The 14,816-nt window shown below is 54.0% G+C and carries 12 protein-coding genes; 9 read left to right on the top strand and 3 right to left on the bottom strand.

Annotated elements, in window-relative coordinates; translation table 11 throughout:
• Positions 1-338: 338 nt before the first annotated feature.
• Entirely contained in the window at positions 339-938 is a 600-nt protein-coding gene (locus AAEY27_RS04900; RefSeq protein ID WP_342323790.1) for a TetR/AcrR family transcriptional regulator, read from the bottom strand.
• A gap of 113 nt (positions 939-1,051) precedes the next feature.
• Here AAEY27_RS04900 and AAEY27_RS04895 point away from each other — a divergent pair, with 113 nt between their 5' ends.
• From AAEY27_RS04895 to chbG, 6 genes are all read left to right on the top strand, one after another.
• Positions 1,052-1,645: an NAD(P)H-dependent oxidoreductase gene (locus tag AAEY27_RS04895; RefSeq protein ID WP_342323789.1), complete on the top strand. Its 594-nt coding sequence runs from the start codon at positions 1,052-1,054 to the stop codon at positions 1,643-1,645.
• A gap of 270 nt (positions 1,646-1,915) precedes the next feature.
• On the top strand, positions 1,916-2,236 hold the full coding sequence (locus AAEY27_RS04890; protein WP_342323788.1) for a PTS sugar transporter subunit IIB: 321 nt from the start codon (positions 1,916-1,918) through the stop codon (positions 2,234-2,236).
• Positions 2,237-2,300: 64 nt separating this feature from the next.
• Complete coding sequence (chbC, locus tag AAEY27_RS04885) at positions 2,301-3,659, top strand: PTS N,N'-diacetylchitobiose transporter subunit IIC (protein WP_342323787.1); 1,359 nt, start codon at positions 2,301-2,303, stop codon at positions 3,657-3,659.
• A 29-nt stretch (positions 3,660-3,688) separates the two neighbouring features.
• Positions 3,689-4,546: a transcriptional regulator ChbR gene (chbR, locus tag AAEY27_RS04880; RefSeq protein ID WP_342323786.1), complete on the top strand. Its 858-nt coding sequence runs from the start codon at positions 3,689-3,691 to the stop codon at positions 4,544-4,546.
• A gap of 34 nt (positions 4,547-4,580) precedes the next feature.
• Positions 4,581-5,936, top strand: coding sequence for a 6-phospho-beta-glucosidase (locus AAEY27_RS04875; RefSeq protein WP_342323785.1), 1,356 nt, complete (start codon positions 4,581-4,583; stop codon positions 5,934-5,936).
• Positions 5,937-5,948: 12 nt separating this feature from the next.
• On the top strand, positions 5,949-6,704 hold the full coding sequence (gene chbG, locus AAEY27_RS04870; RefSeq protein WP_342323784.1) for a chitin disaccharide deacetylase: 756 nt from the start codon (positions 5,949-5,951) through the stop codon (positions 6,702-6,704).
• A 42-nt stretch (positions 6,705-6,746) separates the two neighbouring features.
• Here the strand turns inward: chbG and AAEY27_RS04865 are convergent, their stop codons facing one another.
• Together AAEY27_RS04865 and AAEY27_RS04860 are read right to left on the bottom strand one after the other, a co-directional pair.
• A complete protein-coding gene (locus AAEY27_RS04865) occupies positions 6,747-8,288 on the bottom strand; it encodes a carbohydrate porin (RefSeq protein WP_342323783.1) in 1,542 nt (513 codons plus the stop codon).
• A 387-nt stretch (positions 8,289-8,675) separates the two neighbouring features.
• Positions 8,676-8,999 (bottom strand): hypothetical protein, encoded by a 324-nt coding sequence (locus tag AAEY27_RS04860; RefSeq protein WP_342323782.1) that lies wholly within the window; start codon positions 8,997-8,999, stop codon positions 8,676-8,678.
• Positions 9,000-9,142: 143 nt separating this feature from the next.
• On the opposite strand from AAEY27_RS04860, the gene AAEY27_RS04855 reads away from it, so the two are divergent.
• From AAEY27_RS04855 to mutS, 3 genes are all read left to right on the top strand, one after another.
• Positions 9,143-10,477, top strand: coding sequence for a cation:proton antiporter (locus AAEY27_RS04855; RefSeq protein WP_342323781.1), 1,335 nt, complete (start codon positions 9,143-9,145; stop codon positions 10,475-10,477).
• 246 nt (positions 10,478-10,723) lie between these two features.
• A complete protein-coding gene (locus AAEY27_RS04850; RefSeq protein WP_342325464.1) occupies positions 10,724-11,995 on the top strand; it encodes a carbohydrate porin in 1,272 nt (423 codons plus the stop codon).
• Positions 11,996-12,232: 237 nt separating this feature from the next.
• A complete protein-coding gene (gene mutS / locus AAEY27_RS04845; RefSeq protein ID WP_342323780.1) occupies positions 12,233-14,794 on the top strand; it encodes a DNA mismatch repair protein MutS in 2,562 nt (853 codons plus the stop codon).
• The last annotated feature ends 22 nt before the right edge of the window (positions 14,795-14,816 follow it).

The raw sequence follows: 14,816 nt of genomic DNA, 5'->3' as shown, positions 1-14,816 counted from the left end.
GCCTTATCCGGCCTACAAATTCACTCCGGGACGTAGGCCTGATAAGCAAAGTGCCATCAGGCAATCAGCGCATCCATGCCGGATGGCGGCTGACGCCTTATCCGGCCTACAAATTCACTCCGGGACGTAGGCCTGATAAGCAAAGCGCCATCAGGCAATCAGCGCATCCATGCCGGATGGCGGCTGACGCCTTATCCGGCCTACAAATTCACTCCGGGACGTAGGCCTGATAAGCAAAGCGCCATCAGGCAATCAGCGCATCCATGCCGGATGGCGGCTGACGCCTTATCCGGCCTACAAATTCACTCCGGGACGTAGGCCTGATAAGCAAAGCGCCATCAGGCAATCAGCGCATCAATGTCGTGCGCCATCGCAATGATCACCCGTTGCAACTCCGCTTTGGCCTGCGCCTCGCTGATGGCGCCTTGCACCGCGGCCCAGGAAAGCCCTTCGGCAGAACCGAGCATCGCCCATAACGCCGCATCACGTAGCGGTTTTTCGCAGAACGGCGCAAACAGCGTGCGGCATTTTTCAGTGAAATCGACAGCGTATTCGCGGCGAATTTTCTCCAGTTCCGGCGTGCCGGCCAGTGCCGCCAGCAGGCTCGGCATTTCACGGCCTTGAAGCAACACACATTCGATATACGCCGAGGCAATCACCGCCGCGCGCGCTTCCAGCTCCGCTGCGGTTTTACTCAGCGCTTCATCCATTTTGCGGTTCTGGCGCAAATCATATTCGCGATAAAGCGCCGCCAGCAGCCCGGAACGGCTGGTGAAATGATCGTACACCACCGGTTTTGTCACCCCGGCGCATTCGGCTAAATGCCCGAGGGTCAGCGCTTCGGTGCCCTCTTGCCGGATAATTTGCCAGGCGATCTCAATTAATTGTGCATAGCGTTCTTCTCGCGTTAACCGCTGGCGCACGCGCGTTTCGGCCATTTTCATCCTCCCTTGACATCGTTATATACCATCGGTAACTTACCATCAGTAGGTTACCGATGGTATATAAGACTACGTTTGTTCACCCCGAATGGCAACTGAGGAGAGGCAACATGCACGCTTTAATCGTGGTTTCCCACCCGCTGGAAGATTCATTGACACACGGTCTGGCAAACGCCGTCGCACAAGGGATTCGCGAGGAAAATGCCGCCAATAGCGTTGAGATTGCCGACCTGGCGCGCGAAGGTTTTAACCCGAGTTTTTCCGCAGCGGATTACAACGCCTTTATGCAAACTGAACCGCTGCCGCCGGATGTGCAAGCCGAGCAGGCGCGCATTGAAAAAGCGGATGCGCTGGTGCTGGTGTTCCCCATTTATTGGTGGACGATGCCGGGCTTGTTGAAAGGTTGGATCGACCGGGTATTTGCCAACGGCTGGGCGTATGAAGATAGCGGCACCGGCAAAGTGATTAAAAAACTGGGTCACCTGCCGGTGCACCTGGTGGCGCTTGGCGGATCCGATCATAAAACCTTTGAGAAACATGGCTATGCGCAATCGTGGAACACGCAAATCGCGCACGGCATTTTTGATTATTGCGGCGCGCCGGTGAAAACCAATGCGACGTTGATGTTGCCGGATCTCGGTACGCCGCAAGTGTGCCTGCAACAAGCAAAAGCGATCGGCAGGACAATTTTTGCCACAGCGTGAATGCCGGATGGCCATTTTTCGGCTCCGCCTGTAGGCCTGATAAGCAAAGCGCCATCAGGCAGGGGAATAAATTCGCCAAAATGTGAAGAAGCGCATAGCACCAGGTCAACCAGAGACAATTCTTAAACGATGTGGAATACCCGCAATTACCCCGCTGCCGTATACTTGCTTCAGAGGAAGAAAAAAGTTTCCTAATGCAAATGCACAGCCGGGAAAGAGCAGTAAATCGCCACCAGGCCAGCGGAAATTGAGACAATGAGGGTCGCGTTTATGGAAAAGAAGCATATCTATCTGTTTTGTTCTGCGGGCATGTCCACGTCTTTGTTGGTGTCAAAAATGCGAGCACAGGCGGAAAAATATGAAGTGCCGGTCATTATTGAAGCATTTTCTGAGACGCTCGCCGCAGAAAAAGGCCCGCAAGCCGATGTCGTATTGCTTGGCCCACAAATCGCGTGGAAGCTGTCCGAAATCCAACGTTTACTCCCCAATAAACCCGTCGAAGTCATTGATTCAATGCTGTATGGCAAAGTCGATGGCTTAGGCGTACTGAAAGCGGCCGTCGCCGCCATCAAACAAGCCGCTGCAAAATAATTATCAGAACCTTCACCTCTGGCTCACCGCAATCCTGCATTGCGGTTTTTAAGGGTATTTTTCTATGAGTAATGCCATTGCTTCACTTGAAAAGATACTTCTGCCTTTTGCGATAAAAATTGGTCAACAGCCGCACGTCAACGCCATTAAAAATGGGTTTATCCGCTTAATGCCGTTAACCCTCGCCGGGGCGATGTTTGTGCTAATCAATAACGTGTTCCTGAGCTTTGGCGAAGGTTCGTTTTTCTACTCGCTGGGTATTCGGCTGGATGCGTCGACGATTGCAACCCTCGACGGGTTAAAAGGCATTGGCGCGAATGTATATAACGGCACGCTGGGCATTATGTCGTTGATGGCGCCCTTTTTTATCGGCATGGCGCTGGCGGAAGAACGTAAAGTGGATTCGCTGGCCGCCGGCCTGCTGTCGATTGCCGCCTTTATGACCGTCACGCCGTACAGCGTCGGTGAATCCTACGCCGTCGGCGCGAACTGGTTAGGCGGCGCGAACATAATTTCCGGCATTATTATTGGCCTGGTGGTCGCCGAGTTGTTCGCCTTTATTGTGCGCCGCAACTGGGTGATCACCTTACCCGAAAGCGTGCCCAGCTCGGTTGCCCGCTCCTTCTCCGCCCTGATTCCGGGTTTTATTATCCTCTCGATTATGGGGATCATCAGTTGGGCGCTGGCCAGCCACGGCACCAACTTCCACCAGATTATTATGGACACTATCTCTACGCCGCTGGCTTCACTGGGCAGCGTTGTCGGCTGGGCGTATGTGATTTTTGTCCCGCTGCTGTGGTTCTTTGGCATTCACGGGTCGCTGGCGCTGACCGCGTTGGATAGCGGCATTATGACGCCGTGGGCGCTGGAAAATATCGCTGTCTACCAGCAATACGGTTCGGTAGACGCGGCGCTGGAAGCCGGTAAAACCTTCCATGTCTGGGCAAAACCGATGCTCGACTCCTATATTTTCCTCGGCGGCAGCGGCGCAACACTGGGGCTTATCATCGCGATTTTCCTGGCCTCACGCCGGGCGGATTACCGCCAGGTGGCCAAGCTGGCGCTGCCTTCCGGCCTCTTTCAAATTAACGAACCGATTCTGTTCGGGCTGCCGATCATCATGAACCCGGTGATGTTTATCCCGTTCATTCTGGTTCAGCCGATTCTCGCCGCCATCACGCTGTTGGCGTATTACTCGGGCCTGATTCCGCCGATTACCAATATCGCGCCGTGGACAATGCCAACCGGGTTGGGCGCATTCTTCAACACCAATGGCAGCATTCTCGCCCTGTTGCTGGCGCTGTTTAACCTCGCCATCGCTACACTGGTTTACCTGCCCTTTGTGGTGGTTGCCAATAAAGCCCAGAATGCCATTGAGCAGGAAGAGAGCGAAGAAGATATCGCCAACGCGCTAAAATTTTGACCGCCATTCGCAGCCAGCAGGAGTGAACGATGCAGCCGACGCTCAACACACAAGGAATCGCGACCGCGCAGGAACAGCAGTTGTTCAACGGTAACAATTTCCATGTGTTTATCTATAACAAAACCGAGAGCGCCAGCGGGCTGCATCAGCATGATTACTATGAATTTACGCTGGTCTTAACCGGTCGTTACTACCAGGTGATCAATGGCAAACGGGTGTTGCTGGAGCGCGGCGATTTCGTGTTTATCCCGTTGGGATCGCACCACCAGAGTTTTTATGAATTCGGTGCCACGCGCATCCTCAATGTCGGTATTAGCCGGCAGTTTTTCGAGCAGCACTACCTCGCTTTACTGCCATTTTGTTTTGTCGCTTCCCAGGCGTACCGGACGCAAAGCGCGTTTATGACCTATGTCGAAACGGTGATTGCTTCCCTGAACTTTCGCGAAAACGGGCTGGACGAATTTATCGAAACCGTCACCTTTTATGTGCTCAACCGCCTGCGCCACTACCGTGAAGAGCAGGTGCTGGATGATACGCCGCAGTGGCTGAAAACCACCGTTGAGGCAATGCACGATAAAACACAATTTGGTGAACATGCGATGGAAAATATGGTGCGGCTTTCTGCGAAATCGCAGGAGTATCTGACGCGTGCCACCCGGCGTTTTTACGGCAAAACGCCAATGCAGATCATCAATGAGATCCGCATTGATTTCGCGAAAAAACAGCTCGAAATGACCAATTATTCGGTGACCGATATCGCCTGGGAATCGGGTTACAGCAGCCCAAGCTTGTTTATTAAGACGTTCAAGAAAATGACGTCATTCACGCCAAACAGTTACCGAAAACGGTTAACTGAAATCACCAGCAACGATGGCGAGCCTGCGTAATGCACCTGCGCGTTTTACTCGAAAGGGAGAAACCATGAACCAGAAATTGAAAGTCGTCACGATTGGCGGGGGCAGCAGTTACACCCCGGAATTACTGGAAGGGTTTATTAAGCGCTACCACGAGCTGCCGGTCACGGAGTTGTGGCTGGTTGATGTCGACGAGGGCAAAGAGAAGCTGGCGATCATTTTTGATCTCTGCCAGCGCATGATCGACAACGCAGGCGTGCCGCTGAAACTCTATAAAACGCTGGATCGCCGCGAAGCATTGCAGGGCGCGGATTTTGTCACTACCCAACTGCGCGTCGGTCAGTTGAAAGCGCGCGAACTGGACGAACGCATTCCGCTGAGCCACGGCTATTTAGGCCAGGAAACCAATGGCGCAGGCGGCCTGTTCAAAGGGCTGCGCACCATCCCGGTTATTTTCGACATCATTAAAGACGTGGAAGCGATTTGCCCGAACGCCTGGGTGATTAACTTTACCAATCCGGCAGGCATGGTGACGGAGGCGGTCTATCGCCATACAAACTTCAAAAAGTTTATAGGCGTCTGCAATATCCCGGTTGGCATGAAAATGTTTATCCGCGATGTGCTGGCGCTAAGCGACAACGATGATATCGCCATGGATCTGTTTGGCCTGAATCACATGGTGTTTATCAAAGACGTATTAGTGAATGGCACCTCGCGCTTTGCGGAACTGCTCGACGGCGTGGCGAGTGGAAAGTTAAAAACCTCGACGGTAAAAAACATTTTTGATCTGCCGTTCAGTGAAGGATTGATTCGTTCACTGAATCTGTTGCCCTGCTCTTATCTGCTCTATTACTTCAAGCAAAAAGAGATGCTGGCGATTGAAATGGGCGAGTACTACAAAGGCGGCGCGCGGGCGCAAGTCGTGCAGCAGGTTGAGAAGCAACTGTTTGAACTCTACAAAGATCCTGAGTTAAAGGTCAAACCCAAAGAGCTGGAACAGCGCGGCGGCGCGTACTACTCCGATGCGGCGTGCGAAGTGATTAACGCTATCTATAACGACAAGCAAACGGAGCATTACGTCAATATTCCCCATCACGGGCATATCGACAATATTCCGCCGGACTGGGCAGTCGAGATGACCTGCATATTGGGCCGCAATGGCGCGACGCCGCACCCGCGTGTTACCCATTTCGACGAGAAAGTGCTGGGGCTGATTCACACCATCAAAGGGTTTGAAGTGGCGGCGAGCCAGGCGGCACTCAGCGGCGAGTTCAACGATGTGCTGCTGGCGCTCAACCTTAGCCCACTTATTCATTCGGACAGCGACGCCGAAATGCTGGCGCGCGAAATGATTCTGGCCCATGAAAAGTGGCTGCCGAACTTTGCGCAGACTGCCGCGCGCCTGAAAGCCAGGCAACAGTAATCGAGGTGAGCTATGGAACGCTTATTGATTGTCAACGCGGATGATTTTGGCCTCAGTAAAGGGCAAAACTACGGCATTATCGAGAGTTTTCGCCACGGCGTGGTGACCTCCACCACCGCGCTGGTGAATGGTGACGCGGTGGAACATGCCGCTGCGCTTTCGCAAGATGCGCCCTGGCTGGCCGTCGGCATGCACTTTGCGCTGACGTTGGGTAGACCGTTAACGCCGATGCCAGGACTTGCGCGAGACGGCAAGCTGGGGAAATGGATTTGGCAAATGGCCGAGCAAGGAACGCTACCGCTGGAAGAGATAGCCCAGGAACTGGAGAGCCAGTATCAGCGTTTTACCACCCTGTTTGGTCGCGAACCGACGCATCTCGACAGCCATCACCATGTGCATATGCTCCCGCAGGTTTTGCCGCTGATGGCGCAATTCGCCGCCCGACGCGGGTTGCCGTTGCGTATCGATCGCAACCAACGGATTGATGCAGATTTGCCCACAACGCTTCGCAGTACGCAGGGTTTTAGCAGTGAATTTTACGGAGACGAGGTTTCAGAAGCGCTCTTTTTGCGCACGCTGGATGCCTCTGCCGCACGGGGTGAAACATCGCTGGAAGTGATGTGCCACCCGGCTTTTATCGACAACCCGATTCGCCTGAGTAGTTATTGTTACCCCCGCTTAACTGAACTGGATGTGCTGACGTCGCCATCACTGAAATATGCGATTGCCGACCGAGGTTATCGGCTGGGCAGTTTTCTTGATATTTAGTACCTGTTTTGCGGCGCAGCCCTGCGCCGCCTTTTTTTCCCCTTACCACCACACCTCGGCCTGCGCCCCAATGGTCAACTGATCTTTTCTGCCATCATTAAAGCGAAACTGGCTGATCGCATTATCTGCCGCGCGAAGCCAGGTGGTGTAGAAACGCAGCTCCGGTCTGGATTCCAGCATGCTGGAATTGATTTTCAGCGCATGATACAGCGTGGTTTTATAGCCTTTTTCCGTGTAATCAACGCCCTGCTGTTTGTTGGTCTGCTTAAACCACGCCAGCTCTACGCCGGTCTGGTTGTGGTTATCCCAAATCCACGCCGGGCGAACCACTGCGCGATAACTGCGAAAATCCGTATGCGCGCCGGTGTCGTAACTGTAGATATCATTCCCGGCGGAATAGACCAACGCGTGGGCCATCACGGTTTGCGACGACGGGTAGAATTCCCCCTGCGAAATCACGCGGAATGCTTTGCCGTAGGAATGCTCGCCATAATAATTATCGCGATAGCCATAGGTCGCGCCGGAATTGGAGATCAGCGCAAAGCCGCTGGCCAGCGAGTTATCCGCCGCCTGCACGGTCAACTCTTCAAAACCGCCCATCTTGAACCGGTGGCGCAAGATGCCTCCCGTTAACCACGCATCTTTGATGCTGTAGTAATGCCCATCCTGTTCGCCGGTTTTGTAGGCACCGGATTTGTTCGCCATGGAGTAACGACCAATCAGCTCCAGCGTGGTGTTACCCCCTACCGGCAGATCTTTATAACGCATATCGACCGTATTGGTATTGACCTGCATGGCACCGCTTTCCTTCACTGCCGGGTAAGTCACCGCATAGGCGTCCAGGTCCTGGCGAACCAGCGCGATGTTGAGTTTCCCTGCGCCAAGCTGCCAGTTTTCGATGCCGATCCCCGCTCCACTGTCGGTCTGGTGATTTTTCCAGTCCAGCATCTGGATTTCATATTTCGGCAGGTTATGTTTCCCCACCCATAAATCCGCTTCCGGCGCGAAAGGCAGGAAACCACGCGTGGTGAGGAAAATATCGGAAAATTGCAGCATATTTTCGGAGTCTTTATCAAACCAGGCACTGCCGTATTGCGCGCCGACATTGCCATCTAATTGCACCACGGCATGTGCCGATTTGCCGTTTTGCTCATAAACACGCTGCGTTAAAACCAGATCGAACCAGGAGGAGTATTCATTACCAAAACGCCCCAGCGAACCGATGGCATACTCTTTTGGCGAACCGTTACTGGCGGCGCCCCAACCGGAACGTAAATAACCATTCCAGGCGAAACCAATATCTTCCTTAACATAGTCGCTGATCTCTTTTAGGGTAAATGTCGTGTTTTCTGTTGTGCTATTTTCGGATGAATCATTGATGGCGTTAATAACGGGGGTGTCTTTTTCGTTATTTGCCGCGGCCTGTTTATAGTGCGTTAGCTCTGCTTTTGTTTTCGCAAGCTCCGCACTGTTTTCCTGTAACGTTTTTTCTAATCGCGCCAGTCGCTCTTCGACCGTTAAATTTTGCGCAGAAGCGTTACCGCAGGCGGCGGCTATCAACAGCACGAGTAAAGACTTTTTCATGTTATGCAATCCATTTATTGATAAATTAGCGCGCCGTATTAATGGTTCGCGTAATTTATTAGCGCACTTTCCCGTGGCTAATTTGAATGAAAGAAAAAAATTAACGGAATATGTTATTCGAATGAATATTTATTAGAGAAATAGATTTATTAGATGTTTATACCTCCTGAATATATGTTTTTATTTCGAGGCTGCATCTTTATACAAGATGTTTCTCTGTGTCTATAAGGATATATTCATTTTTAGATCTCTCTCTCAGTGCGCAATTTATTAAAACTTCACCTATGCGCAAATCCGTTTCTAAAATTTTTGGCGGAGGTTATTGATGGGAAAAATATAATTGGCGCGCGAAGGTAACGCGCGCCGGAAACATCTTCAACCCCAGGCTCAAATCCAGTCTTCGATGCTGCAGTCCAGTGGCCGGAGCGGGGGTGTAATCCGACCAATTTCCTCTTCAATATTGAATTCCGTCAGATCTTCCGCCGTCGCCAGCAAAAAGGTGTGCCCTTCGGGCGATAACCATTCCGAAATGAAATATTGCTCCTTGCGCGAGAGTTCGATTTTTTGCTGCCCTTCTCGGTCATAAAACTGACCAAAACGCTCGTCCTGTTTTGACAGATTCAGCCCCATTGCCGGGTAGACGCCGCGCCAGACGTCCCCATGATGCTTTCCCCCCAGCACAAGGTATTCCTGCATGATCTTCTTGCTCATTCGAACTCCTCGTTACGCACTTTCTTTTAAGCGTAGCCAAAGGAAAGTGCTTCCACGAATCCCCTGCTCGCCTGGTGCAGACCTTTTTAAGCAACTATAACTTTTAGAGGCAACATTCAGGTTGTGCATGGATAGGGAGAAGTATGAGTTATTTGGCGTGGATGGCTGCCACGGGTGGCTTGTTATTGTTGATGTCACTGTCGTATGGCTGGATAAGCCGAGTGCCTATTCCCGTTTTCGGGCTCTATTTGGTGGTCGGGATCATCTGCGGCCCGTGGGAAATGGGCATTCTCAACATTGATATCGCGGCGCACGCTGAGCTTACCAGCCGCATCACCGAAATCGCCATGGCGGCGTCGCTGTTTATTACCGGGCTGAAAATCCGCATTCCGCTTACCTCGCCGTACTGGAGAATGGGCATCAAGCTGGCGCTGCCCGGCATGCTGCTGACCATCGCCGGGATTATGCTCGCCGCGCACTATTTGATGGATCTCTCCTGGCCATTATCGCTGGCGCTGGGGGCGATCCTCGCGCCGACCGACCCGGTGCTGGCAAGCCTTGTGGCGATTAACGACGCGCGGGATGGCGATCAGTTGCGCATCGCGCTTTCCAGTGAAGCCGGTCTGAATGACGGAACGGCGCTGCCTTTTCTGATCCTCGCGCTTATCTGGTACGAAGCCGACGGCGCGGTGAGTGCCGATGAATTATTAAAATGGTTTAGCGTTGACCTGCTGTGGGCACTGGTTGTCGGGCTGCTCATCGGCTTTATTATGGGCAGGCTGATTGGCCTTATCGCCACCCGTTCGCGCCATGCGCAGGGGGAAGTCGCGCCCAGTGATTTTGTCGCCCTTGCGCTTATCTGCCTGAGCTTTTCGCTGGCGATTGCGGTCAGCGCATCCGGTTTTCTGGCGGCGTTTGCGGCGGGTATTGGGCTGCGTAGCGCGGAAGTAAGCGTGCAGAAACGGCATTTAGATCCCGAAGAAGACCACGATTTACCGGCGGAAATGCGCGTCAATCCGCATACGCGCCACGGGCTTGAAGAGCGCAACCCAATCAAATCTGTCGGCCTGGTGATTGGCGATGCGCTGTCGTTTGGCGATACCGTCGAGCGCCTGCTGGCGGCGTTGCTGGTGATTGTGCTGGGCGTGACGCTTTCTCAACACTGGGATGCGCACGCGCTGATTCTGGCGTTCGTTATCTTTGTGGTTATCCGCCCGCTGGCGGTGTTTATCGTCACCTGGCGTGACGGCAGTTCCTGGTTTCACCGCGCCAGCCTCGGCTGGCTGGGGATTCGCGGTATCGGCAGCCTGAATTATATTGCCTACGCCTATGTCCACGGCTTGCAGGGTGCCGAAGCCAATGTCGTGACGGATGCCGCCATCACCATTGTGACGTTAAGCGTGTTGCTGCACGGAATTTCTGTCACGCCACTGCTGACCGCGCGTCGCCGGAAAGAGCATCGCGAACAGAACGAATAACGCCCTGCATGGGCGAATCACTAAAACGCGCAAAGGGAAATCTTACGCATGTAATTTTGCGGCACCGATCATACTTTTTCGCCAAGAAAAACTTACGCGCACAAATCTATAAAACCTGCTTCGCCAGATTATTACACTGAAAATTCCATCCATTACCGTTATCTAAGAATAAATAAAATGAAACATTTCAAAACAGTGGCGAAACATCCCGCTTTATCTGGCATTGCCGGAGCTTTACTCCTGACCATGCAACCCGGCTTTGCGCACGCGGCCGACGCCTTCAGTGCTGACTCACCATGGATGCTCGGCGATTGGGGCGGAACGCGCTCCGAACTGAAAGATGAAGGTGTTGATTTCCAGCTTAATTACACACTGGAAGCCGCCTCAAACTTCGCAGGTGGTTACAACACCTCAACCACCGCGCGCTACAGCGATCAGCAAGCATTTGGCGTTACCCTCGATCTCGAAAAACTGCTGAACTGGCAGGACGCCGAGTTCCAGATGACCATTACCAACCGTGATGGCAAGAACGTTTCCGACCAGGTTGCCGACCCACGCACCGGCATGCTCTCTTCTACCCAGGAAGTTTACGGGCGCGGGCAAACCTGGCGTCTGACGCAGTTCTGGCTGCGTAAAGGCTTCTTTGATGATGTGCTCGACGTGAAAGCGGGCCGTGTGACCGTTGGTGAAGATTTCGATAACTTCGATAGCAAGTTCCAGAACCTGGCGTTCGGTAGCGGCCAGGCGGGCAACTGGCGCGGCGATCACTGGTATAACTGGCCGGTGTCCCAATGGGGCGGACGCGTGCGGCTTAACTTTACGCCGGACGTCTTTATGCAGGTCGGTTTCTATAACCAGAACCCGTACAACTACGATCGCGGCGACGGTTTCCGCATGGAGTTCAACCCAACGGAAGGCAACCTGGTGCCGGTTGAACTGGGCTGGCAACCGCAGCTCGGCGCGGACAAACTGCCGGGGAATTACCGCATCGGTTATTACTACTCGTCAACGCACGATGATGTCTACGGTTCATGGCGCAACGGCAGTTACGGTGACACCGCGCACTCTTATGGCGGTTACATCCTCGCGCAACAGCAATTGACCGCGCAGGGCGGCTCACGCGATCGCGGTTTGACGCTGACCGTTCAGGCGGTGATGAACGATCATAAAACCTCAAAAACGGATAATTACCAGTCCGTGGCGCTGACCTGGAAAGGGCCGTTTGATGCCCGTCCGCAAGATGAGATTGGCGTTGCCGCTGGCCGTATTCACATCAACTCGTCTTACACCCGCATGCTGGGCGACGAGAACCGTTTCAACGGCCAGACCGACTACAACAGCCTGGCGTACCTGCCGATTCAGGACGGTTCAGAGTACAACTATGAGATTTACTACAACGTGCAGGCGACAAACTGGCTGCAAATTCGTCCTAACCTGCAATACATCTCCGCGCCAGGTGCGGTAAATCAGGTGGACGATGCGTTTGTTGGCGGCATTACTGCGAACGTTGCGTTTTAATCCTTTCTGAAAATAATGATCCACGCTACGGCGTGGATTTTTTTGTTTCCCTCCAGACAGCCTCATTTCGTACACTTTATCCCTGCTTATTTCCCAGCTTCCTGGACTTCGTTATCATGCTGCCTGGTTCTTATGAAAAGAGAATTTGCGCTTCATAAGAGAAAACGTAACGGCTAATGAGAACAACTAAAAATAACTAACTCATTTAATTTTCTAGAAAATGGACATCACTAACTGATGAGTACTATCGAGAATTTCGACGCCCATACGCCCATGATGCAGCAGTATCTGAAGCTGAAAGCGCAGCATCCGGACATTCTGCTGTTCTACCGTATGGGCGATTTCTATGAGCTGTTTTACGACGATGCCAAACGCGCGTCGCAGTTGATGGATATCTCCCTCACTAAACGTGGCGCTTCTGCCGGTGAACCGATCCCGATGGCCGGTGTGCCACATCACGCGGTGGAAAACTACCTGGCGAAACTGGTTAGCCTGGGTGAATCGGTGGCGATTTGCGAGCAAATTGGCGACCCGGCCACCAGCAAAGGGCCGGTGGAACGCAAAGTGGTGCGCATCGTCACGCCCGGCACCATCAGCGATGAAGCGCTGTTGCAGGAGCGCCAGGACAACCTGCTGGCGGCAATCTGGCAAGACAGCAAAGGCTTCGGCTATGCCACGCTGGATATTAGCTCCGGGCGTTTTCGCGTGAGCGAACCGGCGGATCGCGACACCATGGCCGCCGAACTGCAACGCACCAACCCTGCCGAACTGCTGTACGCGGAAGACTTTGCCGAAACCGCGCTTATCGAAGGCCGTCGCGGCTTGCGTCGTCGCCCGCTGTGGGAGTTCGAAATCGACACCGCCCGCCAGCAATTAAATATGCAGTTTGGCACCCGCGACCTGATTGGTTTTGGCGTCGAAAACGCGCCGCGCGGCCTGTGCGCCGCCGGTTGCCTGTTGCAATATGTGAAAGACACGCAGCGCACCGCCCTGCCACATATTCGCTCGATCACCATGGAACGCCAGCAGGACACCATTATTATGGATGCCGCCACGCGCCGTAACCTGGAGATCACCCAGAACCTGGCGGGCGGGATTGAAAACACGCTCGCCTCGGTGCTTGATTGCACCGTCACGGCAATGGGCAGCCGCATGCTCAAACGCTGGCTGCATATGCCGGTGCGCGACACCAACGTGCTTACCGAACGCCAGCAAACCATCAGCGCGTTACAAGATCGCGCGGCGGAGTTACAACCGGTGCTGCGCCAGGTGGGCGATCTGGAACGTATTCTGGCGCGTCTGGCGCTGCGCACTGCCCGCCCGCGCGATTTGGCGCGTATGCGTTACGCTTTCCAGCAATTACCCGAGCTGCGCCGCCAGCTAGCGGATGTCGACAGCGCGCCGGTGCAAGTGCTGCGCGAAAAAATGGGCGAGTTCACTGAACTGCGCGAGCTGCTGGAACGGGCCATTATTGAAGCGCCGCCGGTGCTGGTGCGCGATGGCGGCGTGATTGCGCCTGGTTATCACGCGGAGCTTGATGAGTGGCGCGGGCTGGCGGATGGCGCGACCGATTACCTCGACCGGCTGGAGATCCGCGAGCGCGAGCGTCTCGGGCTGGATACGCTGAAAGTCGGCTATAACGCGGTGCATGGCTATTTTATTCAGATCAGTCGCGGGCAAAGCCATCTCGCGCCGATCCATTATGTGCGCCGCCAGACGCTGAAAAACGCTGAGCGCTACATTATTCCTGAACTGAAAGAGTACGAAGACAAAGTTCTGACCTCGAAGGGCAAAGCGCTGGCGTTGGAAAAACAGCTTTATGATGAGTTGTTCGACCTGCTGATGCCGCATCTGGCGGACTTGCAACAGAGCGCTTCTGCGCTGGCGGAGCTGGATGTGTTAGTCAATCTGGCGGAACGCGCTTACACCCTTAATTACTGTTGCCCGACATTTAGCGACAAACCGGGCATTCGCATTAGCGAAGGGCGTCATCCGGTGGTTGAGCAGGTGCTGAAAGAGCCGTTTATCGCCAATCCGCTGAACTTGTCCTCGCAGCGCCGGATGTTGATTATCACCGGCCCGAACATGGGCGGTAAAAGTACTTATATGCGCCAGACCGCGTTGATTGCGCTGCTGGCCTATATCGGCAGCTATGTGCCAGCGCAGAAAGTGGAGATTGGGCCAATCGATCGCATCTTTACCCGCGTCGGCGCGGCGGACGATCTGGCCAGCGGGCGTTCGACCTTTATGGTGGAGATGACCGAAACCGCCAATATCCTGCATAACGCCACGGAAAACAGCCTGGTGCTGATGGACGAAATTGGTCGCGGCACCTCGACGTATGATGGTTTGTCGTTGGCCTGGGCATGTGCGGAAAATCTGGCGAATAAAATCAAAGCGCTGACGCTGTTTGCCACTCACTATTTCGAGCTGACGCAGTTGCCGGAGAAAATGGAAGGCGTGGCGAATGTGCATCTCGACGCGCTGGAGCATGGCGATACCATTGCCTTTATGCACAGCGTGCAAGATGGCGCGGCGAGCAAGAGTTACGGCCTGGCCGTTGCCGCGCTGGCGGGCGTGCCAAAAGAGGTGATTAAGCGGGCGCGCGGTAAATTGCGCGAGCTGGAAAGTTTGTCGCCAAATGCGGCGGCCACGCAGATCGACGGTACGCAAATGTCGTTGCTCGCCACGCCGGAAGAGACCAGCCCGGCGATCGAAGCGCTGGAGAATCTCGACCCGGACAGTTTGACGCCGCGCCAGGCGCTCGAGTGGATTTATCGGTTGAAGAGTTTGGTGTGATGCCGACGATGATCGCCGGATG

The sequence above is a fragment of the Kosakonia sp. BYX6 genome (assembly GCF_038449125.1).
Lineage (GTDB): Bacteria > Pseudomonadota > Gammaproteobacteria > Enterobacterales > Enterobacteriaceae > Kosakonia > Kosakonia calanthes.
This window is presented reverse-complemented; position numbering and strand designations above follow the sequence as displayed.

Bases quoted from the DNA above. Each gene is read 5' to 3' on its own strand.
- chbC (WP_342323787.1), top strand. From the start codon at position 2,301: ATGAGTAATGCCATTGCTTCACTTGAAAAGATACTTCTGCCTTTTGCG.
- chbG (WP_342323784.1), top strand. From the start codon at position 5,949: ATGGAACGCTTATTGATTGTCAACGCGGATGATTTTGGCCTCAGTAAA.
- mutS (WP_342323780.1), top strand. From the start codon at position 12,233: ATGAGTACTATCGAGAATTTCGACGCCCATACGCCCATGATGCAGCAG.
- AAEY27_RS04900 (WP_342323790.1), bottom strand. From the start codon at position 938: ATGGCCGAAACGCGCGTGCGCCAGCGGTTAACGCGAGAAGAACGCTAT.
- AAEY27_RS04850 (WP_342325464.1), top strand. From the start codon at position 10,724: ATGCAACCCGGCTTTGCGCACGCGGCCGACGCCTTCAGTGCTGACTCA.
- AAEY27_RS04890 (WP_342323788.1), top strand. From the start codon at position 1,916: ATGGAAAAGAAGCATATCTATCTGTTTTGTTCTGCGGGCATGTCCACG.
- AAEY27_RS04865 (WP_342323783.1), bottom strand. From the start codon at position 8,288: ATGAAAAAGTCTTTACTCGTGCTGTTGATAGCCGCCGCCTGCGGTAAC.
- AAEY27_RS04855 (WP_342323781.1), top strand. From the start codon at position 9,143: ATGAGTTATTTGGCGTGGATGGCTGCCACGGGTGGCTTGTTATTGTTG.
- AAEY27_RS04895 (WP_342323789.1), top strand. From the start codon at position 1,052: ATGCACGCTTTAATCGTGGTTTCCCACCCGCTGGAAGATTCATTGACA.
- AAEY27_RS04860 (WP_342323782.1), bottom strand. From the start codon at position 8,999: ATGAGCAAGAAGATCATGCAGGAATACCTTGTGCTGGGGGGAAAGCAT.
- chbR (WP_342323786.1), top strand. From the start codon at position 3,689: ATGCAGCCGACGCTCAACACACAAGGAATCGCGACCGCGCAGGAACAG.
- AAEY27_RS04875 (WP_342323785.1), top strand. From the start codon at position 4,581: ATGAACCAGAAATTGAAAGTCGTCACGATTGGCGGGGGCAGCAGTTAC.